This window comes from Polaribacter sp. SA4-10 (assembly GCF_002163835.1).
GTDB lineage: Bacteria > Bacteroidota > Bacteroidia > Flavobacteriales > Flavobacteriaceae > Polaribacter.
In genome coordinates this window covers 1,704,753-1,727,329 of the sequence record NZ_CP019331.1, presented here as the reverse complement: position 1 = coordinate 1,727,329, position 22,577 = coordinate 1,704,753, and the positions used below count along the sequence as shown (strand labels likewise).

Below are 22,577 nucleotides of genomic sequence, written 5' to 3'. Positions count from 1 at the left end.
ATGAAATATTACATTGTTGCTGGCGAAGCTTCAGGAGATTTACATGGTTCTAACTTAATGAAAGCTTTGTATAAAGAAGATACAAATGCAGAGGTACGTTTTTGGGGTGGAGATTTAATGAGTGAAGTTGGAGGTACGCTCGTAAAGCACTATAAAGAAAGAGCTTTTATGGGGTTCATTGAGGTGCTAATGAATCTTACTAAAGTTTTAGGTTTTATTAAGTTCTGTAAGAAAGATATTGCAAAATTTAATCCAGATGTTGTTGTTTTTATTGATAATTCTGGTTTTAATTTACGAATTGCAAAGTGGGCAAAAGAGCAAAATTTTAAAACTAATTATTATATTTCTCCACAAGTTTGGGCAAGTAGAGCAAGCAGAGTAAAAGATATAAAAAGAGATATCGATAAAATGTTTGTTATTCTTCCCTTTGAAAAAGACTTCTATAAAAAATACAATTATAATGTTGAATTTGTTGGACATCCTCTTATTGACGGAATTGCTGATAGAAAACAAGTAAGTTTGACTGCATTTAAAAAAGAACACAACTTAAATGATAAACCAATAATTGCTTTACTACCAGGAAGCAGAAAACAAGAAATCACAAAAATGCTTTCGGTAATGCTCTCTCTGGTTGATGATTTTTCTGACTACCAATTTGTAATTGCAGGAGCGCCTAGTCAAGATTTTTCTTTTTATCAGGAAATTATAGGTAATAGAAAAGTGAATTTCATCAACAATAAAACCTACGATTTATTAAGTGTTTCCTATGCAGCTTTAGTAGCTTCAGGAACTGCAACTTTAGAAGCTGCATTATTTAAATTACCACAAGTTGTTTGTTATAAGGGAAGTACTATTTCTTATCAAATTGCAAAAAGAATTATCACCTTAAAATTTATCTCTTTGGTAAATTTAATTATGGATAAAGAAGTTGTAAAAGAATTAATACAGAACGATTTTACAAAAGCCAACTTAAAAGAGGAACTAACAAATATATTAGAAGAAAAATACAGAGAGAAATTGTTTTTTGAGTATTACGAATTAGAAAAAATTTTAGGAGGAAAAGGCGCTTCTGAACATGTAGCAAAACAAGTTGTTGCTGATTTGAAATTAGTTTAAATGAAAAAAATATTACTTCTTTTTATTGCTTTTTCTTTTGTAATGAGTTCTTGTTCTTCCTCTAAAAAAGTAGTAAAAAATACCACTAAAAGAAAACTTTCTAAAGTTGACAAAATTGTTGCAAATGCAATGAATTATAAAGGTGTTAGATATAAGTTTGGAGGAACAACAAAAAGAGGAATGGATTGTTCTGGAATTATTTATGTTGCTTTTGGAAGTGAAAATGTTCAGTTGCCTAGAATCTCTAGAGATATGGCAAAAAGAGGAAAGAAAGTTTCTTTAAGTACAACAAAAAAAGGTGATTTATTATTTTTTAAAACCAGTAAAAGAGGTCGCGGCATAAATCATGTTGGGTTAGTTGTTTCAGTTAATAAAGGGCTTATAAAATTTATTCATTCAACATCTTCAAGAGGCGTAATTGTTTCTTTACTTTCAGAAAAATACTGGAAAAAAGCTTTTGTTAAAGCAACTAACATTCTGTAAAAAAAGCACTTAAATATTTTTCGCTAACTTTAACCTGCTATGAAAAGGTTATTGAATTATTTACCCTTGCATTTTGTTGTGCTAATGATTGTTGGAATTATAGTTCAATTTCAAACCCAATTTTGGAAATTTGGGTTCTTTACTATTTCCATTTTATCTACTTTTTTAGTTGTACTGTTCTTGTTGATTAAAAATAGAAAATTTACGACAGTTATAAGTTTAGTTCTATTCTTTTTTGTGGGTGTCTTTTCTGTTTTTTTAAATGATGATAGAAATTACAATACCTATTATAATAATTATTTAGAGAACAATTCTTCCGTTATTTTTATGGTGAAAAAAGTTTTAAAACCAGGATTTTATTATGATAAATATGAAGTGGATGTAACGCAAGTGAATGCGAGAAAATCTATTGGTACCGTTTTGTTAAATATTCAAAAAGATAGCTTGTCAGCGAAACTAAAAGTTGATGACAGAATTAGTGCGAAACCACTATTTGAAGAATTAACTCCGCCTTTAAATCCAGGTCAATTTGATTATAAGTTTTACTTGTCTAAACAGGGGATTCATCATCAAATACTCTTAGAAAATAATCAGTTTTTAAAATTAGAAACAAGTAGCGCTTCGTTGGTGGGTTTGTCAGCAAGACTTAGAAGTTTAATTCAAGAATCACTTAAGGAATATCACTTTAAAAAAGACGAATTAGCCGTAATTAACGCTTTATTATTAGGGCAAAGACAAGACATATCTAAAGAACTAATAACGGATTACCAAAGAGCAGGAGCAATTCATATTTTGGCAGTTTCTGGTTTACATGTAGGAATCATATTACTCATTTTAACTCAGCTATTTAAACCATTAGAAAGATTAAAAAAAGGCAAGGTTCTAAAAACGATATTAATTGTTTTGTTATTATGGATGTTTGCATTTATAGCCGGCCTTTCTGCATCTGTAGTAAGGGCCGTTACCATGTTTACTTTTTTAGCGTTTGGACAATCATTTCAAAGAAAAAATGTGGTTGCCTTTTCTTTAATTGCTTCAATGTTTTTTTTATTGATTGTAAAACCAATGTTTTTATTTGATGTTGGGTTTCAGCTAAGTTACCTGGCAGTTTTTGGTATTATTTGGGTGCAACCAAAGTTGTATGAAGTTTGGAAACCAAAATTTAAAATTATTGATAAGTTTTGGCAATTATTTACAGTTTCAATTGCTGCTCAAGTAGGAATATTACCTCTTAGTATTTATTATTTTCATCAATTTCCGGGACTTTTTATTGCTTCAAATTTGGTGATAATTCCATTTTTAGGATTCATTTTAATTGGCGGTGTTTTTGTAATTGTTTTATCGCTTTTTAATTTGCTGCCACAATTTTTTGCAACTTTTTATGGAGCTGTTATTTCTTTGATGAATCGTTTTGTAAGTTGGATTTCTCTTCAAGAAGAATTCCTGTTAAAAGAAATTTCTATTTCTTTTTTGATGATGATTTCATGGTACCTTTTTATTCTTTTAGGAGTGCAGTTTTTTATCAACCAAAAAGCTAGAAAACTTGTTTATTTTCTAATGTCAATTTTGTTAGTTCAGGGTGTTATTTTATTTGAGAAGAGTAAAAATACTCACCAAAAAGAAGTGATTATTTTTCATAAAAGCAGACATGCAGTAATTGGAAAAAGAGTAGGAGGTAAGTTGTTTTTACAACACGATTTAGATAGTTTAAATTTTATAAATGATAGTAGTTTGAAGTCTTATAGAATTGAAGAGGTTAATGAAGTTAAGCAAACAGATTTTAATCATTTATTGCAATTTTATAGCACTACTATTTTACTAATTGATAGCTTAGGAAGTTATCAATTAAAAGGTTTACAAAAGCCAATTGTTGTGTTGCAATATTCGCCAAAGATTAATTTAAAAAGGATGATTAAATTATTAAAACCAACTCAAATTATTGCAGATGGATCTAATTACAAAAGTTCAGTTTTAAGATGGAAAATTACATGCAGAGAAGAAAATGTTCCATTTCATTACACAGGACAAAATGGCGCTTTTATAATTGAAAAATGAAGCTATAAGTTGCTTTTAAAATCGTTATTAAACTCCTTCCATTTCTGTGTTTTATAGCGTTCTTCTGAAAAGTAAACTAATATTTTTTCCATAACATTTTTGTCTAAATAACCAGGAATTCTGTCTACAACTTCTTCTTCTTTTGATAAAAATAGAGTTGTTGGGTAGGATAATTTTCCGTTCATTAAAGTTGCAGAAAGTTGATGATAACCACGTCTTCCTTCCTTTTGAAATTTAAATGTATGTTCATTAAAAATAATATCTTTTTTTCCTTCACCATCTAATTTTACGGCGTAAAAGTTTTTATTTATATAATCTGCAATTGTTTTATTAGAATACGTATTCAAATCCATTTTTTTGCAGTATCCACACCAATCCGTATAGATATCAACTAAAATAGGTTTAGGGTTTTCTTTATTAAGCTTTATAGCTTCTTCAAACCCTAACCATTTAACACTTTCTTGGGCATTTGTACTCAAAGAGTAAAAAATAATTGAAATAAGTAATATAAGTTTCTTCATGTTTTAATTGTAACAATTGTTGTGCCGAATTTACAAAAAATAAAAGCATCGAAAACTCAATGCTTTTATTTTTATAGTAAGGGAATTAAATTTATTTAACTCCGTGCATTAATTTTTTAATTACTGGGTGCATTACTGCAGAGAAAATAGCTAATCCTAATGATATAAATGTTAATAACCAAAAGAAGCTACTGAGCCCTTTTTCTTGAGCAATTGCTTCAGAAGATTCGGCAAATACACCTGCTAATTTCATTCCAATAGCCACGGCTAAGTACCAAACACCAAACATAAAAGCAATCATACGTGCAGGTACTAACTTAGAGACATAAGAAAGTGCTACTGGAGAGACACAAAGTTCTCCCATTGTGTGGAATAGGTATACTAAAACTAACCAAATAATACTTACGGATGCTGTTTTAGCTCCAGCATCAATTCCTCCAGAGCCTATTGCAATAATTGCCATTCCTAGACCTAAAAAACCCATTCCAATTGCCCATTTCATATTCGCATTTGGGTTGTATTTACTTTCCCACCATTTAGAGAACAAGGGTGCTAATGTAATTATGTAAAGTGAATTTAATACAGAGAACCATGATGCAGGGATTTCTGTTTTATCTTGTTGAAATTGTTGTATTAACATTCCAATAGCGATTATCCAAATAATTAGAAAACTGAGTGCTAGAAATAAATTAGACCATTTATATTTTTTAAACGTTTTTTGAAAAAGCAAATATAAGACCCAAGTTATTATTCCAAGAGGAATTAACGTCATTAATGAATTTACAATTTTAAAAATTAGACCTGCACTTCCTTCTAAAACTCTATCGGTATAATCTCTTGCGAAAACGGTTAATGAACTTGGTGCTTGTTCAAAAATAGCCCAAAAGAAGATTGTTATAAATGCAAAGAACATTACGGCTAACATTCTATCTCTTAAAACTGGTGTGTATTTTGGAATTCTAATTATAAGAAGAAGAATAAAAAGAATAAAGGCGGCTATAATTGCTATTGTAGAGCCTGAGTACCCGGCAAATTCGAATGGAAAAACATTGTACTTTCCTTCAGAGATTTTTGAAATAGGATCATTAAAAATCCATAGTAAACCTAATAAAGAAGAAATTGCAATTAATGCTTTTTGGAACCCTGTAAAAGGATTTCTTTTTTCATCATCATTTGTAATTTTGTTAGCGTTAATTAAGGTATCACTAACATCTTTGTCTTTTGGTTTTAAACCAATATCACCAAAAATATTCTGAGCATACCAAAATTGTAACAATCCAAATAGCATAAAAATACCTGCAACACCAAATCCCCAAGACCAACCAATTTTTTCACCTAAATAACCACATAAAAGTATTCCTAAGAAGGCTCCTGCGTTTACTCCCATATAGAAAATGGTAAAAGCACCATCTTTCTTTTCTGGTTTTTCTGCATACATTTCAGAAATAATAGAAGTCATATTTGGTTTAAAAAAACCACTTCCAATAACTAATAACCCAAGTCCTACGTATATAAAAAATGAAGTCTCTAGAGCCATACAAGCATGCCCAAGCGTCATAAGTAAAGCACCAATAACTACTGCTTTTCTAATACCTATTACGTTATCGGCAAAATAACCACCAACCATAGTTGATAAATATACTAAAGAAGTATAGGTCCCAAAAATAGCGAAAGCCCATTCTCTTGGCCAACCCCAACCATCATCTAATAGAGATGCTGTAAAGAAAAGTACTAATAATGAACGCATTCCATAGTATGAAAAACGTTCCCACATTTCAGTAAAGAATAAAACGAATAATCCTGTTGGATGCCCTAAAACTTTGTTTTTAAAAAGACTTTCGAGATTTGTGCTCATAAAATTTTTTTTAGAATTATTTAGTAATAAAAAACCTCATAAAGATTTAGTTTATGAGGTTTTTAATATGTTATTTTTAATTGTCTGCTAATTCAAAACCTTCTGCTTCTTCATTATTAGTTCCTTTCATGTCTTCAGCACCATGTGTTAATCGTTTTAAAGGTTTTAAGACAGCAATAATTAACAATCCAAAAATTGTACAAGTAATTGCTATTCCTGTAAATACCTCAAAATCTCCAGCATTTTCAGAAAGCCCTCCAATAAAACCAGCAACTTTATTACCTAACCCTGTTGCTGCAAAATAGGCACCCATCATTAATGAAGCATATTTTAGTGGAGCTAGTTTTGTTATAAATGATAATGCAACTGGAGAAGCACATAACTCCCCAATAGTATGGAAAAGATAAGCTAAAATTAACCATATCATTGCAGATTTTTCTGCAACTTCATCTCCATTCATAATTACTTCAGAAGCAGCTTTACTCATAAAGAAAAAACCAAAAGCCATAATGATTACACCTATTGCCATTTTAAATAATGAAGAAGATTCTTTTCCTTTACTTTTCCATTTATGCCAAAATCCACCAATAGCAGTTCCTAGTACTATAATAAAAAAAGCATTTACAGATTGAAAAACAGCTGCAGGAATTTCATTCCCGATAAAAGGTAAAGAAAATGATAAAATTCTATTTGTTTTTTGTTCAGTGTATAAACTCATTAATCCCCCTGCTTGTTCAAAAGCACCCCAAAAAACAATAATAATAAGAAATGATAAAAACATAACTAGCATTCTATCTTTTTCAACTTTATTTAAAGGTTTCTTTAATAGATCTTTATTTGGAGAATCAGCTTTTCCAATAAAGTCTCCAACACTTCCTAAGTATTTTAAACCATACATATATACTATTTGACCTAATGCCATTCCAATTCCTGCCAAACCAAATCCATAATGCCAACCATATTTTGCAGCTACAGCACCAACAATTAAGGCTCCTAAAAAGGCACCTAAATTAATTCCAATATAGAAAACGTAAAAACCTCTATCTCTCCTATCATCTCCTTGTTTGTAAAGTCCTCCAACCATAGTTGATATGTTTGGTTTTAAGAAACCAACACCAATAACAATAAAAATAAGACCCGTAAAAAATGCCCATTGTGCATTTACAGCTAAAATTCCATGTCCTATGCACAGCAAAATACCTCCTAACATTACTGCTTTCTTTTGTCCTATAAATTTATCAGCAACCCAACCTCCTGGAATTGACGTTAGATAAACAAACATGGTATAAGTTCCATAGAAAGAAAGAGTTTCACCATTAGACCATCCAAAACCTGATTGAGGATCTCCCATTATAATGGGGGCAGCAAGATATAATGTTAAAATAGCTCGCATTCCATAATATGAAAAACGTTCCCACATTTCCACAAAAAATAATACATACAATCCTACAGGATGCCCAAATAATTCTTTTTCATGGGGTTTTTTTACTAAGTCATTCATAATTTTTATCCTTTTATTTCTATTGATTTATCTTTGTTTTTATTTAAGTTTTCTTGAATGAAGTTTGTCATTTTTGTATATAAATTCAATCGTGTTCCTCTTCCTTCGTAAATTCCGTGAGTTCTGTCTGGAAAAATAGCCAAATCAAATTGTTTATTGGCTGTTACCAGTGCATTTACCATTCTGTATGTATTCTGAACATGAACATTATCATCTCCTGTACCGTGAACTAATAAATATTTTCCCTTTAGTTTGTCTGCATAATTAATTGGTGAATTATCATCGTAACCACTTGCATTTTCTTGCGGAGTTTGCATATATCTTTCTGTATAAACAGAGTCATAAAAACGCCAAGAAGTAACAGGTGCAACTGCAATTGCAGTTGTAAAAATATCATTTCCTTTTAAAAGACAATTTGTACTCATAAAGCCTCCATAAGACCAACCCCAAATACCAATATTGTTATTGTCGATATAACTACGCGCTGCTAATTTTTTTGCAGCAGCAATTTGATCGTCAACTTCATATTTACCTAATTCTTTTTGGGTCACTTTCTTGAAATCTCTTCCTTTTAATCCTGTTCCTCTTCCGTCTACACAAACTACAATTATTCCTGTTTGCGCTAACATGTTATGCCAGTAGTCATTACTTCCGTTCCAGCGATTTCCAACTTGTTGTGAACCCGGACCAGAATATTGAAACATTAATAATGGGTATTTTTTATTATCATCAAAATTTGCAGGTTTAATCATCCACATATTTAAATCGTTTCCATTAATATTAATCGTTGAAAACTCTTTAGGACTCATTTTATATTCAGACATTTTTTCTTTTAAACTAGCATTGTCTTTTATCACTTTTAACATTTCTCCTTCACCAGAATATAAAGCGTAAATTGGTGGAATTTCAGTTGAAGAATATGTATTTATAAAGTAGTGTAAGTTTTTACTAAAAGCAGCGCTGTTTTGTCCAGATTCATTGCTTAAAAGTTGCTTGTTTTTTCCGTCTAATCCAATAGAATATACACCTCTGTTTACTGAGCCATTTTCTACAGATTGATAATAAATTGTTTTCTTATCTTTATTAAAACCATAGTATTTAGTTACTTCCCAATTTCCTTTTGTAATCTGATTTATCAGTTTTCCTGTTGATGAATAATGATAAATATGATTATAACCGTCTTTTTCACTTGTCCAGATAAAACTATGATCATTTAAAAAAGTTAAGTTGTCATGTATGTCTACATAAGCGTTATCTTTTTCGTTTAATAATAGCGTAGAGCTTGTTCTTGATGCATTTACTTTAAATAGTTTTAAATCATTTTGATGACGATTTAAAGTTGTTGCAATTAAAATGTTGTCTTCGTTAGACCATTTTATTCTTGGAATGTATTCGTAATTTCCTAAGCTAATTTTTTTAGAGTTTCCTGCATTTATAGTATACATGTGCAAAGAAACAGTTGCATTTTTTTCTCCAGCTTTCGGGTATTTAAAAACTTCTTGTGTTGGGTAGTTTTCTTTACCAACAATATCCATAGAAAAAGTTGGAACTGTAGTTTCATCAAAACGTAAAAAAGCGATAAAATTACTATCATTACTCCATTTAAAAGCTTTTACAAAAGCAAATTCTTCTTCGTAAACCCAATCTGTTGTTCCGTTAATTATGTGATTTTTTTTACCATCTTTAGTAATTTGAGTAATTGCATTTGTAGCGAGATTTTTAACAAATAAATTGTTGTCTTTTGCGTAGGCAATTTTTAAATTATCTGGAGAAAAAGTGGGTTCTTGAATTTCTTTTCCAATTAAAGAAAGTTTTTTAGAAGCAATGTCATAGGCATAAAAAGTACCAGTAAAAGAATGTCTATAAACCGGGTTAAAATCAGTTCCTAAAATTAATTTTGTTTCATCATTATTAAAAGAATAGGAAGAAAAACCATCTAAATTTTTTAAATCTTGACTATTAACAACCGTTTTAATTTTTTCTAAAGTTTTATAACTATAAACATCTACAGTAGTTAATTTTGTTTCTTTATCAGTATTTAATAAAGAGTAAAAATCACCATTCATAGAATTTAAAGCATTCATTCTTTCTGATGAAAAAGTGCCATTCCAAATTTCTTTTAGCGTAATTTCTTTAGTTCCCGTTTTATAACTTGAAGTTGTTTGTGAAATTGCCACACAACTTATAAATAAAGAAATAGTTGTAATAATGATTGATTTTTTCATGGAATACTCCGTATTTAATAATAGTTTGCCAAGTTTACGGAAAAATCAGTAAAAAACGGCTTAAAAAATGATAAAAATTAAATATACTATAATGTTTTATATGATTGATTTATATTTGTTGTTGATAGTTTATAGAAAGACAGATGAGCAAAATTATTTCGGGGTTTTCAAAGTTGACCAAAGAAGAAAAAATAAAATGGTTAGCAGCAAATTACTTTAAAAATCAACCAGAAAGTGTAGGTATTATTAAGCAATATTGGAATATTGATAATGATTTACAAGAACTTCATGATGATTTTATAGAAAACACCATTTCTAACTTTTACATGCCTTATGGTATTGCACCAAATTTTGTGATTAATAATAGGACATATGCTATTCCAATGGTTGTAGAAGAAAGTTCTGTAGTTGCTGCAGCTTCTTTAGTCGGTAAGTTTTGGAGTACAAGAGGAGGTTTTAAAACAACTGTAATTGGTACTACAAAAATTGGTCAAGTACATTTTATGTTTGCTGGCGATAAAACTGAATTAGAAAATTATTTCAATAAAAATAAAACGGATTTATTTGCCGCAACGGCTTCCATTACTAAAAATATGGAAAAACGTGGAGGTGGAATTCTAGATATAAAATTAGTTGATAAAACGTATAAATTACCAAACTATTATCAACTTCATATAACTTTTGAAACAAAAGATTCTATGGGAGCAAACTTCATAAACTCTTGTTTAGAAGTAATTGCAAAAAAGTTTGAAAGGGAAGACATTGAAATTGTGATGAGTATTCTTTCTAATTATGTCCCAGAATGTTTAGTAAGAGCAGAAGTAAGTTGTAAAATTGAAGAATTGGGTGGTGAAAATCCACAGAAATTTGCAGAGAAATTTTATCAAGCAGTACAAATTGCCGAAGTAGAACCTTATAGAGCAGTGACTCATAATAAAGGAATTATGAACGGAATTGATTCTGTAGTTTTAGCAACAGGTAATGACTTTAGAGCCGTTGAAGCGGGTGCGCATGCATACGCATCTAGAAGTGGAGAATACAGAAGTTTGTCTCATTGTTCTATTAATGATGGGATCTTTAAATTCTGGATAGAACTTCCACTGGCTTTAGGAACCGTTGGAGGTTTAACAGCTTTACATCCAATGGCAAAATTATCTTTAGAAATGTTGCAAAAACCATCTGCTAGCACTTTAATGCAAATTATGGCTGCTGCTGGTTTAGCTCAAAATTTTGCAGCTTTAAGAGCATTAACAACTAAAGGAATTCAGCATGGACATATGAAAATGCACTTGCAAAATATCTTAAATCAGTTAGGAGTAACAGACGCAGAAAAAATAGAAATTACTAATTATTTTGACAAAAGAACGGTTTCTCATAGTGCCGTTGTTACAAAATTTAATGAATTAAGAAAACTAAGAATTCATTGGGTAGATTTTTTAAATATTGATGCGGTTAGAAGCAAATTATCAACGTTAAAAGTTGATGATAAACCTGTTTTCGGAAAAATGAATGGGCAACAAATGGTTGAACATTTAAGCGCCGTAACACAGATTGCTAATGGAAATTGGGACGTAGAAATATTTGTTTCTGATGATAAAACGTCACGTAGAAAACCTTTTTTAAATACAGAAAATGAACTTCAAGCTGGTTTTAAAGCCTCATTTTTGTCTGAAGAGCCAAGTGATTTAAAATTTGAAAGTATAGAAGATGCAATTGATGATTTAATAGGTCAAATTCAGTTTTTTGTAAAAGTTTTTGCTGAAGATAAAAACAACACTGTAGTTCATCCATTTTTTGGTGAATTAGATTATGAGTATTGGAAGAAATTTCAAGTAAAACATTTTACACATCATTTTAAACAATTTAAGTTGGTATAATGAACTTTTATTCAAACGGAAAATTATTATTAACAGGAGAATATGTTGTTTTAGAGGGGGCAAAATCTTTGGCTGTTCCAACAAAATTTGGACAAGATTTAATTGTTGAAAAAATACGTGAACCTCAATTAATTTGGGGTAGTTTTACAAACTCTGGAGAATGTTGGTTTGAAGCAGTTTTTGACTTGCAAAAACTACGTTTGGTAAATTGTAGTTTTAATTCTGATAAAGAAGGAAATGCAGAGTTTATAGCAGAAACATTACTAACAATATTACAAGAAGCTAAAAAGTTGAATCCAGATTTTTTGCAAACTAAAAATGGATTTGTAGTAAAAACAAACTTAACATTTCCAAGAGATTGGGGTTTAGGAAGTTCATCAACATTAATAAATTCTATTGCTTCTTGGGCAAATATAGATGCTTTTAAACTCTTGTGGAATTCGTTTAAAGGAAGTGGTTATGATATTGCTTGTGCTCAGAATAATTCGCCTATTTTTTATCAATTAGAAAATAAAAAACCGATTGTTGAGCAGGTAGCGTTTAATCCATCTTTTAAAGAAAATTTGTTTTTTGTGCATTTAAACAAGAAACAAGATTCTAAAGAAGGAATTGCGAAGTTTAGGGAAACGAAACAGCACATAGAGAAAGAAATAAAAATGATTTCAGAAATTTCTGATGCATTTTTAAGTGTAAAATCATTGGAAGATTTTAATAGATTAATTGTTGAGCATGAGAAAATCATCAGTTCAATTATCAAAGTAAAAACAGTAAAAGAAAATTTATTTCCAGCTTATTTTGGAGAAATAAAAAGTTTAGGAGCTTGGGGAGGAGATTTTGTTTTAGCAACAGGGAACTCAACAACTCCAGCTTATTTTAAAAATAAAGGATTTGAAACAATTCTTTCATATTCAGAAATGGTTTTATGAACAAAGTAATAATTATTGGAGGAGGAGCAGCAGGATATTTTACAGCAATAAATGCGAAAGAAAATAACCCTGAATTAGATATTACAATTCTTGAAAAATCGGGTGATGTTTTACAAAAGGTTAAAATTTCTGGAGGTGGAAGATGTAATGTTACGCATGCGTGTTTTGAACCTAAAGAACTGGTTAAGTTTTATCCAAGAGGAGAAAAAGAATTATTAGGACCTTTTCATCAATTTATGACAGGTGACACTTTTGAATGGTTTGATGATAGAGGAATTCCTTTAAAAATTGAAAGTGATAACCGTGTTTTTCCAGAAGCAAATACAAGTCAGGCAATTATAGATTGTTTTCAAAAAGCGGTTGATAACTTAGGGATTAAAGTGTTAACAAATCACGGAGTAAATTCTGTTTATCAACAAGATAATAAATGGGTTATTAACACAAAAGAGGAAACTTTTAAAGCAGATAAATTGGTAATAGCTGCAGGAAGTAGTAAGAAAATTTGGGAATTGTGTGAAACGCTAGATCACTCTATTATTCCTCCTGTTCCCTCTTTATTTACCTTTAATATAAAAGATAAAAGATTAACAGATTTATTGGGAACTTCTGTGCCAAATGCTACTGTTAAATTAGTGGGTACAAATTTAGAAACTTCTGGGCCTTTACTAATTACGCATTGGGGAATGAGTGGACCAGCAGTTTTAAAATTATCTGCTTTTGGTGCAAGAATTTTAGCAGAAAAAAATTACCAATACAATGTAGAGGTAAATTGGTTGTCTAGATCTACCAATCAAATTGTAAATGTTTTACAAAATTTAAAGAAAAAAGAACCAAGAAAAACGATTATTTTAAAATCGCCTTTTGAAGATATTTCTAAAAGACTTTGGGAACGTTTTGTATTGTATTCTCATATTAAGGAAACTCAAAACTGGGCAGATCTTAGTAATAAACAGATAGAAAGTTTAGCAAACGAGCTTACTAAAGGTGTTTATAATGCAAATGGAAGAACAACTTTTAAAGATGAATTTGTAACTGCTGGAGGAATAGATTTAAAAGAAATTAATTTTAAGCGTTTTGAAAGTAAGCTTCACAAAAATTTATTTATTGTTGGTGAAGTTTTAAATATTGATGCTGTAACTGGTGGGTTTAACTTTCAGAATGCTTGGACTGGTGGTTTTATTACAGCGAAAGCGTTAGCTGAAAATTAGTTAATTAGAAAGAAAATTTTAGATGCTAAAAACCTTGTACAATTTTTTCTAATTCAACTTTGTTGAGTATTGCAATGTTTTTTCCTTTAAACTCTATGATGTTCTTCTTTTTAAATTCTGATAATAATCGAATGGCAGATTCTGTAGCGGTACCAATTAGATTTGCAATTTCTTCACGGGAAAGTTTCAGATTAATAACATCTTCATTTTTATTATGAAATATAGTATTTAATTTTAAGAGAACTTCAGCAAGTCTTTGTTTTACCGTTTTTTGAGCCATATCAACAATAACATTATCTGCTATTTTTAAAGAAGTAGCCATGTCTTTTAAAATGCTTAAAGTAAAATCTGGATTTTTTTCTAAGTCGCTAAGTATTTCTTCCTTTGGAATAAAACAAACTTTCATATCATTTAATGCAACCGCTTTTAGATTAGAAACTTCATCTGAAACTAAACTTCTTTGCCCCAATAAATCTCCGTGTTTAAGCAAGTTTAAAATTTGATTTCTACCGTTTTCACTCATTTTAGAAATTTTACAAACACCTTCTTTAATGCAGTAGATTCCATTTATACGTTCACCTTCTTCAAAAAGAGTTTCTCCTTTTTTAATTTTTCTAGTAGTTTTACAAGAAGATATTCTTATTAACTCCTCTTTAGTGAGGCTGTTAAAGGAATTAAATCGCCGAACAATACAATGTTGACATTTGCTCATAATTACTGTGTGATTTATTGTGCAAAGATAATTTTACACAGAAATTTAAAAGCTGATTAATATCATATTTTAAAGCGAACTCTTATTGGTAATTTGTTGGAGGCAAAATAGTAAATATGAAAGCTACACAATGTTACCACTGTGGCGATTCTTGTGATAAAAATTTAATTCAATTTAACGATAAATCTTTCTGTTGTAATGGTTGTAAGACTGTTTATGAAATTTTTTCTGAAAATGATTTAACGTGTTATTACAATTATCAAGACAATCCTGGAGCAATTCCAACTGACATTCAAGGAAAATATAATTTCTTGGATAATACGGAAATTGTAGATAAACTATTAGATTTTAATGATGGAAATACACAAATAGCAACTTTATACCTACCACATATTCATTGTAGTTCTTGTATTTGGGTTTTAGAAAATTTACATAAATTAAATACCAATATTTCTTCTTCTCAAGTAGATTTTCCTAAGAAAACAGTTAGCGTTACCTATAATTCAGCTACTACATCTTTAAAAGAAATAGTATTACTATTAAGTTCTATTGGCTATGAACCCTACATTAGTTTAGAAGACTATGAAGCTGGAAAAAAGAAAGTTGATAGAAGTTTAATCTATAAATTAGGAGTTGCTGGTTTTGCTTTTGGAAATGTTATGTTTTTATCTTTTCCAGAATATTTTGAAGTAACAGGTTTTTGGATAGAACACTATAAAGGTGTTTTTAGGTGGTTAATGTTTTTCTTCTCTCTTCCAGTAGTTTTTTATGCAGGACAGGATTATTTTATTTCTGCATTTAAAGGAGTAAAGGCTAAAATATTAAATATTGATGTTCCCATTGCATTAGGGATTTCAGTTTTATTTATTAGAAGTACAGCAGAAATTATATTTGATTTAGGAACAGGTTTTTTTGATAGTCTAACAGGGTTGGTTTTTTTCTTGCTTCTTGGGAAATTTTTTCAACAAAAAACCTATAATTTTTTGTCTTTTGAAAGAGATTATAAATCGTACTTCCCCATTGCTGTTACAAGAATTACAACAAATTATAAAGAAGAGAATGTTCAGATTTATGACATTCAAAAAGGAGATAGATTACTCATTAGAAACCAAGAATTAATTCCTGTAGATGGAATTTTAATGAACGGAAATGCAGAAATAGACTATAGTTTTGTTACAGGTGAAGCCGTGCCAGTTAGTAAAAAGTCTGGAGATAAATTATTTGCAGGAGGTAAGCAACTTTCAGGAATTTTAGAAATGGAAGTTTTGGCTTCTGTTTCACAAAGTTATTTAACGCAATTATGGAGTAATGATGTTTTTAAAAAAGACGAAAAATCGCACTTTAAAACAATAACAGATAGCATAAGTAAGCATTTTACGATTGTTGTTTTATTAATCGCCTTTTTATCAACTGCATTTTGGATGTATTTTGATGCTAGCAAAGCATTAAATGTCTTTACCGCAGTTTTAATTATTGCGTGTCCTTGTGCTATTGCATTGGCAGCACCATTTACATTAGGAAATATGTTGCGCATTTTTGGAAAACAGAAATTCTATTTAAAAAATGCAACTGTTGTAGAGCAATTAGCAGCAATAGATACATTGGTTTTTGATAAAACGGGAACACTAACTACGAATAAAGAAAATACAATTTCTTATACTGGTATTGCGCTAAATGAACAAGAAGAAATTATATTAAAAAGTACATTAAGAGCCTCAAATCATCCTTTAAGTAGAATGTTATATGCTTTTTTTGAAGAGGTTGAAACTGTTGTGATTCCTTATTATAAAGAATTTGTAGGAGAAGGGATTGAAGCAAATTATAATAATTTAAATCTAAAATTAGGGTCTTCAGCTTTTGTGATAAAGAAGGAAGAAAATTTCTCATTTGATACTGCAGTTCATGTTCGTTTTAACAATGATTATAAAGGGAGATTTACTTTTAAAAATGCATATAGAGAAGGAGTAAAGCCGCTATTTAATTCTTTAAAAAATGAATATAATTTAGCGGTAGTTTCTGGTGATAATGAAGGCGAAAGAATTTACTTAGAAGAAAATCTTCCAGAAGGAACAGCCCTATTATTCAATCAAAAACCAGAAGATAAATTAAAGATTGTTGCAGAATTTCAAAAGGAAGACAAAAAAGTAGCCATGATTGGAGATGGTTTAAATGATGCAGGTGCATTAGCACAAAGTGATGTTGGTATTTCCTTATCAGAAAATATAAATGTTTTTTCTCCTGCGTGTGATGCAATTTTAGATGCAACAAAATTCAATAAAATAGAGGTTTATATTAAAGCATCAAAAAAAGCGATACAAATTATAAAATACTCTTTCATACTCTCTTTATGTTACAATATAGTTGGTTTATATTTTGCTGTAACGGGTCAATTAATTCCTGTGATTGCAGCAATTTTAATGCCTTTGAGTTCAATTAGTATCGTAATATTCACAACCATTTCAACAAATTTAGTTGGAAAAAAAATCAAATAATTATGAGTGTACATATAGAAGCAAAAAAAGGTGAAATTGCAGAAACGGTATTATTACCTGGAGATCCAATGAGGGCAAAATGGATTGCAGATTTTTTCTTAAAAGAGGTTGTTAAATACAATGATGTTCGTGGAATGTTAGGTTTCACAGGAACTTATAATGGAAAAAAAGTATCGGTTCAAGGAACAGGAATGGGAATTCCATCTACACTTATTTATTGTCATGAATTAATTACAGAATATGGTGTAAAAAACTTAATTAGAGTTGGTTCTGCAGGTTCTTATCAAAAAGAAGTAAAAATTAGAGACATTGTTATCGCAATGGCAGCCTCTACAAATTCGGGTTTAAATACCATTCGTTTTAATGGAGCAGATTATTCTCCAACGGCAAGTTTTAAGTTGTTTAAAAAAGCGATAGAAATTGCTAATAAAAAAGAAATAAAGGTGAAAGCAGGAGGTGTTTTGAGTTCTGATGAATTTTATGCTGATGATTTTGATAGTTATAAAAAATGGGCAGAATATGGTGTGTTGTGTGTAGAGATGGAAACTTCTGGGTTGTATACCGTTGCAGCAAAACATAATGTAAATGCATTGTCAATTTTAACAATTTCAGACAGTTTAGTAACAAGAGAAAGAACAACTGCAGACGAAAGAGAAAGTACATTTAAAGAAATGGTAGAAATAGCTTTAGGAACTTTATAGATGAACAAATCATTAATTCAAAAATACAATATTCCAGGACCTAGATATACGAGTTATCCAACAGTGCCTTATTGGAATAAAGAAGGAATTGATAAAGAAGATTGGATACACTCTTTTCAGAAATCATTTATAGAAAGTAATGCTACAGAAGGTGTTAGTATTTACATTCATTTACCCTTTTGCGAAACTTTGTGTACATTTTGTGCGTGTCATAAACACATCACTAAACGTCATGAAGTAGAAGAAGAATATATAGAAGCCGTATTAAAAGAATGGAAATTATATGTTGATTTGGTTGATGAAACGCCAATTATTAAAGAATTGCATTTAGGTGGAGGAACTCCTACTTTTTTTTCAAAAGAAAATTTAGAATACTTAATGGATGGAATTTTTTCACTTTCAAATAAACATCTAGATGCAGAATTTAGTTTTGAAGGTCATCCAAATAATACAACAAAAGAGCAATTGCAAACTTTGTTTAATTGTGGTTTTACAAGAGTAAGTTTTGGCGTGCAAGATTATAACGAAAAAGTACAAAAAGCCATTCATAGAATTCAGCCCTTTGAAGCAGTTGAACAAGTTACAAGATGGTCTAGAGAAATTGGGTACAATTCTGTAAGTCACGATTTAATTTTTGGGCTTCCATTTCAAACAAAAGAGAACGTAATTCATACTATAAACAAAACAAAAGAAGTACAGCCAGACAGAATTTCATTTTACAGTTATGCACATGTTCCTTGGGTAAAAGGAGTTGGTCAACGTGGTTTTAATGATGAAGATTTACCAAAGAATGATACAAAAAGAGAACTCTATGAAATAGGAAAAGAACTTTTTGCAGAAATGGGTTATGTAGAAATTGGCATGGATCATTTTGCTTTAAAAACAGATAGTTTGTATAAGGCAACCATCAACAAAACATTGCATAGAAATTTTATGGGGTATACTGCTAATAAAACGCAATTAATGATTGGCTTAGGAATGTCTGCAATTTCAGATTCTTGGTATGCATTTGCTCAAAATGTAAAAACGGTAAAAGAATACCAAAAGAGTGTAAATCAAGGAGAACTGCCAATTTTTAGGGGACATTTATTATCTGATGAAGATAGAGTTATTAGAAAGCATATTTTAAATATTATGTGTCATTTTTATACTTCTTGGGAAGAGGATTCAATGAAAATAAATAATCTAGAATCATATTTAGAATTATTAGAAGAAATACAACAAGATGGATTGGTTAAAATTGAAGAAAACTGGTTGTCTGTGCCAGAGAAGGCAAGACCATTTGTAAGGAATATTTGTATGGCATTTGATTTACATTTATTAAAAAATAAGCCAAAAACTCAATTGTTTTCAATGACAATTTAAAGAAATAAAAACAACATGATAATTATCATGTTTTTAGAAAACGACCAATAGTACTTTTGAAAAACTAATTATCAGGCAAGATATGAGCGTAATATACCTATTACTTACACTAAGTATTTTAGTGGCAATCATTTTTTTTATAGCATTTATTTATTCCGTTAAAAGTGGGCAATATGATGATTCATATACACCCTCTGTACGCATGCTATTTGATGATGAGCTCGTAAAAGAAAAAAAAGAAGAATTAACTAGAGACTAAATTTTATTTTATGGAAATGCAACAATTTTATTACGACAATAAAATCGTTAAGAATTTTATCTATGCTACTTTACTATGGGGAATAGTAGGTTTTAGTATCGGATTAATGCTCGCTTTTATGTTTTTATTTCCCAATTATACAGAAGGAATTTCTTGGTTAAGTTTTGGGCGTTTAAGACCATTACACACCAATGCAGTAATTTTTGCTTTTGTTGGAAATGCAATTTTTGCAGGAGTTTATTATTCGCTTCAAAGATTATTAAAAGCTAGAATGGCAAGTAATTTTTTAAGCAATTTTAATTTTTGGGGTTGGCAGTTAATTATTGTTGCAGCTGCTATAACATTACCTTTAGGATACTCTACATCAAAAGAATACGCAGAATTAGAGTGGCCAATAGATATTGCTATTGCAATTGTTTGGGTTGCATTTGGCGTAAATATGATTTGGACAATAATGCAAAGGAGACAGCGTCATTTATATGTTGCAATTTGGTTCTACTTAGCAACTTTTGTAACGGTAGCAGTGCTTCATATTTTTAATAGTTTAGCATTACCAGTAACTTTATTTAAAAGTTATTCTGTTTATGCAGGTGTTCAAGATGCACTAGTACAATGGTGGTATGGACATAATGCGGTAGCATTTTTCTTAACAACACCTTTTTTAGGGCTGATGTATTATTTTGTTCCTAAAGCAGCTAACAGACCGGTATATTCATATAGATTATCAATTGTTCACTTTTGGTCTTTAATTTTCATATACATATGGGCAGGGCCACACCATTTATTATATACAGCATTGCCAGATTGGGCGCAAAATTTAGGTGTTGCATTTTCTGTAATGTTAATAGCGCCTTCTTGGGGAGGTATGATTAATGGGTTATTAACCTTACGTGGTGCTTGGGATAAAGTAAGAACAGATCCTGTTTTAAAATTTATGGTGGTTGCAATTACGGGGTATGGTATGGCAACTTTTGAAGGACCAATGCTTGCTTTAAAAAATGTAAATGCAATTGCGCACTATAGTGATTGGATTATTGCGCACGTTCACGTTGGTGCTTTAGCTTGGAATGGCTTCTTTACTTTTGGTATGTTGTACTGGTTAATACCTAGAATGTTTAAATCAAAATTACATTCAATAGCATTAGCAAACTTCCATTTTTGGATTGGTACTTTAGGTATAATCATGTATACTTTACCAATGTATGTTGCAGGTTTTGTACAAGCCTCTATGTGGAAACAATTTAATCCAGATGGGACTTTAACTTATGGAAACTTCTTAGAAACTGTAAATGAAATTATACCAATGTATTGGATGCGAGCTATTGGTGGTACTTTATATATTATTGGGGCATTTGTAATGTTATACAATGTAGTTATAACAGTAAGGTCTGGTAGTGGAGTAGAAGATGAATTAGCAGAAGCGGCTCCATTAACAAAAGTTTCAAAACACAGAACTAAAGGAGAAGGTTGGCATACTTGGTTAGAAAGAAAACCAATAAAATTAACAATTTTTGCTACAGTTGCAATATTAATTGGAGGTGTTGTTCAGATTGTTCCAACATTACTAGTAAAATCTAATATACCTACTATTAGTAGTGTAAAACCTTATACACCATTGGAATTAGAAGGAAGAGATATTTATATAAGAGAAGGTTGTGTTGGTTGTCACTCACAAATGATAAGACCTTTTAGAAGTGAGGTAGAGCGTTATGGAGAATATTCTAAAGCGGGAGAATTTGTATATGATCATCCATTTTTATGGGGAAGTAAACGTACAGGTCCAGATTTACATAGAATAGGGCAAAAATACTCAGATTCTTGGCACTTAAATCACATGTATGATCCACAAAGTACATCGCCAGGTTCAATAATGCCCTCTTATAAATGGTTAATTAGAGATGAATTAGATACGTCTGATACAGAAGAAAAATTGAAAACGATGGTTCGTTTAGGTGTGCCTTATACTGATGATGAAATAGCAAATGCACAAGAACATATGTTAGCTCAAGGAACAAAAATTGAAGAGAACCTATATTCAGATCCAGATTTTGCAAAAAATTACGAAGCAGATAAAAAGTATGCACAAGAAAATGGTGAAGCTTTTATAGAAATGAAGAACAGAGAGATTGTTGCATTAATTGCTTACATCCAACGTTTGGGTACAGATATTAAGGTAAAAGACGAACAAAAAACATCTAAAAACTAGGAAACATGTTAAAATTTGTAAAACACCATATGGAAAGTATTATTGGCATTGAAATTTACCCAATAATATCACTTCTAATATTCTTTACTTTTTTTGTCGCCTTATTTTGGTGGGTTTTTACCGCAAAAAAAGAATATATAAATTCGGTGAGTCAATTACCCTTAGATAATTAAAATATAATAAAATGAAAAAATATTTTCAATCTACAGCATATGTAATTTTTGTAATTGTTACGTTTTTAGCCCTTGCAAAGTCGTTTATGGTATATGAGAATCCATTAAATATATATGAAAATCCATTGGTTTGGATTGCGCTTATTGGTCTTATTCTTGTAATCGTTTTAAAAGAAATGGTAAGTATTATTTCTATAAGTAAAACACAAGAATTACTAAATGAAAAAAATGGAATAATTGCCGAAGAAAATAAAAATGTTTGGATTAGTAAGCTGTTAAAATCTTGGACCAAAGCAAAAGATATTGAAGAAGAAGGTGAAATAGTTCTTGATCATAATTATGATGGAATTAAAGAATTAGACAATTCTTTGCCGCCTTGGTGGGTATATATGTTCTACGCTACTATCGTTTTTGCAGTTGTTTACCTTGTAAGATTTCAGGTTTTAGATGGAGACACTCAGGTGGTTGAGTATCAAAAAGAAGTAGCTGAAGCAAAAGCAGCATTAACTAAATATAAATCTACAGCTACTGATTTAATAACTGCAGAAAATGTAACGTTATTAACAGGTGAAAAAGATTTAAATAGAGGTAAAGCAGTCTTTAAATTAAATTGTACTTCTTGTCATTTAGCAGATGGAGGAGGTTCAATTGGACCAAATTTAACAGATGAATTTTGGATTTTAGGCGGAGGAGTTAAAAATGTATTTTCAACTATTTCCAATGGAGGTAGAGATGGTAAAGGTATGATTGCTTGGAACAAAATTTTAAAGCCTGCAGACTTGGCAAAAGTTTCTAGCTATGTAATTTCCTTACAAGGTACTACACCAGCAAAAGGGAAAGCAGCACAAGGAGATAAATGGGAAGAACAATAAGTAGTTTATAAAATAGTAAGTTATTTTTAC

18 protein-coding genes are annotated in these 22,577 nt (G+C 30.3%); 13 read left to right on the top strand and 5 right to left on the bottom strand.

Features of this window, described 5'->3' with window-relative positions; translation table 11 throughout:
- From lpxB to BTO04_RS07520, 3 genes are read left to right on the top strand one after another with little or no spacing between them, the layout of a single operon-like run.
- On the top strand, window positions 1-1,116 hold the full coding sequence (lpxB, locus tag BTO04_RS07530; protein WP_087563919.1) for a lipid-A-disaccharide synthase: 1,116 nt from the start codon (window positions 1-3) through the stop codon (window positions 1,114-1,116).
- Entirely contained in the window at window positions 1,117-1,599 is a 483-nt protein-coding gene (locus BTO04_RS07525; RefSeq protein ID WP_087563918.1) for a C40 family peptidase, read from the top strand.
- A gap of 39 nt (window positions 1,600-1,638) precedes the next feature.
- Window positions 1,639-3,654, top strand: coding sequence for a ComEC/Rec2 family competence protein (locus BTO04_RS07520; protein WP_087563917.1), 2,016 nt, complete (start codon window positions 1,639-1,641; stop codon window positions 3,652-3,654).
- A 2-nt stretch (window positions 3,655-3,656) separates the two neighbouring features.
- On the opposite strand, the gene BTO04_RS07515 is transcribed toward BTO04_RS07520, so the two are convergent.
- From BTO04_RS07515 to BTO04_RS07500, 4 genes are all read right to left on the bottom strand, one after another.
- The gene (locus tag BTO04_RS07515; protein WP_087563916.1) at window positions 3,657-4,175 is read right to left on the bottom strand and encodes a DUF255 domain-containing protein; all 519 of its coding nucleotides are present in this window, start codon (window positions 4,173-4,175) and stop codon (window positions 3,657-3,659) included.
- Between the two features lie 91 nt (window positions 4,176-4,266).
- Complete coding sequence (locus BTO04_RS07510; protein WP_087563915.1) at window positions 4,267-6,030, bottom strand: peptide MFS transporter; 1,764 nt, start codon at window positions 6,028-6,030, stop codon at window positions 4,267-4,269.
- A 76-nt stretch (window positions 6,031-6,106) separates the two neighbouring features.
- A complete protein-coding gene (locus BTO04_RS07505) occupies window positions 6,107-7,531 on the bottom strand; it encodes a peptide MFS transporter (protein ID WP_087563914.1) in 1,425 nt (474 codons plus the stop codon).
- A gap of 5 nt (window positions 7,532-7,536) precedes the next feature.
- Window positions 7,537-9,756: a S9 family peptidase gene (locus tag BTO04_RS07500; RefSeq protein WP_087563913.1), complete on the bottom strand. Its 2,220-nt coding sequence runs from the start codon at window positions 9,754-9,756 to the stop codon at window positions 7,537-7,539.
- Between the two features lie 143 nt (window positions 9,757-9,899).
- Here BTO04_RS07500 and BTO04_RS07495 point away from each other — a divergent pair, with 143 nt between their 5' ends.
- From BTO04_RS07495 to BTO04_RS07485, 3 genes are read left to right on the top strand one after another with little or no spacing between them, the layout of a single operon-like run.
- Window positions 9,900-11,633: a hydroxymethylglutaryl-CoA reductase, degradative gene (locus tag BTO04_RS07495; protein WP_087563912.1), complete on the top strand. Its 1,734-nt coding sequence runs from the start codon at window positions 9,900-9,902 to the stop codon at window positions 11,631-11,633.
- On the top strand, window positions 11,633-12,559 hold the full coding sequence (locus BTO04_RS07490) for a GYDIA family GHMP kinase (RefSeq protein ID WP_087563911.1): 927 nt from the start codon (window positions 11,633-11,635) through the stop codon (window positions 12,557-12,559). Before BTO04_RS07495 ends, BTO04_RS07490 begins: the two co-directional genes overlap by 1 nt.
- Window positions 12,556-13,767, top strand: a complete 1,212-nt coding sequence (locus tag BTO04_RS07485; RefSeq protein WP_087563910.1) for an NAD(P)/FAD-dependent oxidoreductase — start codon at window positions 12,556-12,558, stop codon at window positions 13,765-13,767. Before BTO04_RS07490 ends, BTO04_RS07485 begins: the two co-directional genes overlap by 4 nt.
- Window positions 13,768-13,792: 25 nt before the next feature.
- Here BTO04_RS07485 and BTO04_RS07480 read toward each other — a convergent pair whose 3' ends face one another.
- Complete coding sequence (locus tag BTO04_RS07480; RefSeq protein ID WP_087563909.1) at window positions 13,793-14,479, bottom strand: Crp/Fnr family transcriptional regulator; 687 nt, start codon at window positions 14,477-14,479, stop codon at window positions 13,793-13,795.
- 116 nt (window positions 14,480-14,595) lie between these two features.
- On the opposite strand from BTO04_RS07480, the gene BTO04_RS07475 reads away from it, so the two are divergent.
- The 7 genes from BTO04_RS07475 (at window position 14,596) to BTO04_RS07445 (ending at window position 22,547) form a co-directional block, all read left to right on the top strand.
- Window positions 14,596-16,971 carry a heavy metal translocating P-type ATPase metal-binding domain-containing protein gene (locus BTO04_RS07475; RefSeq protein WP_087563908.1) on the top strand — a complete coding sequence of 792 codons (2,376 nt, stop codon included), beginning with the start codon at window positions 14,596-14,598 and terminating at the stop codon, window positions 16,969-16,971.
- Window positions 16,972-16,973: 2 nt separating this feature from the next.
- Window positions 16,974-17,672: a purine-nucleoside phosphorylase gene (gene deoD / locus BTO04_RS07470; protein ID WP_087563907.1), complete on the top strand. Its 699-nt coding sequence runs from the start codon at window positions 16,974-16,976 to the stop codon at window positions 17,670-17,672.
- A complete protein-coding gene (gene hemN / locus BTO04_RS07465) occupies window positions 17,673-19,037 on the top strand; it encodes an oxygen-independent coproporphyrinogen III oxidase (protein ID WP_087563906.1) in 1,365 nt (454 codons plus the stop codon).
- Window positions 19,038-19,119: 82 nt separating this feature from the next.
- Window positions 19,120-19,296, top strand: a complete 177-nt coding sequence (gene ccoS / locus BTO04_RS07460; protein ID WP_087563905.1) for a cbb3-type cytochrome oxidase assembly protein CcoS — start codon at window positions 19,120-19,122, stop codon at window positions 19,294-19,296.
- 10 nt (window positions 19,297-19,306) lie between these two features.
- On the top strand, window positions 19,307-21,502 hold the full coding sequence (gene ccoN / locus BTO04_RS07455; protein WP_087563904.1) for a cytochrome-c oxidase, cbb3-type subunit I: 2,196 nt from the start codon (window positions 19,307-19,309) through the stop codon (window positions 21,500-21,502).
- Window positions 21,503-21,507: 5 nt separating this feature from the next.
- Window positions 21,508-21,675, top strand: coding sequence for a CcoQ/FixQ family Cbb3-type cytochrome c oxidase assembly chaperone (locus BTO04_RS15505; protein ID WP_087563903.1), 168 nt, complete (start codon window positions 21,508-21,510; stop codon window positions 21,673-21,675).
- Window positions 21,676-21,686: 11 nt separating this feature from the next.
- Window positions 21,687-22,547: a cbb3-type cytochrome c oxidase N-terminal domain-containing protein gene (locus BTO04_RS07445; protein WP_087563902.1), complete on the top strand. Its 861-nt coding sequence runs from the start codon at window positions 21,687-21,689 to the stop codon at window positions 22,545-22,547.
- Window positions 22,548-22,577: the final 30 nt, after the last annotated feature.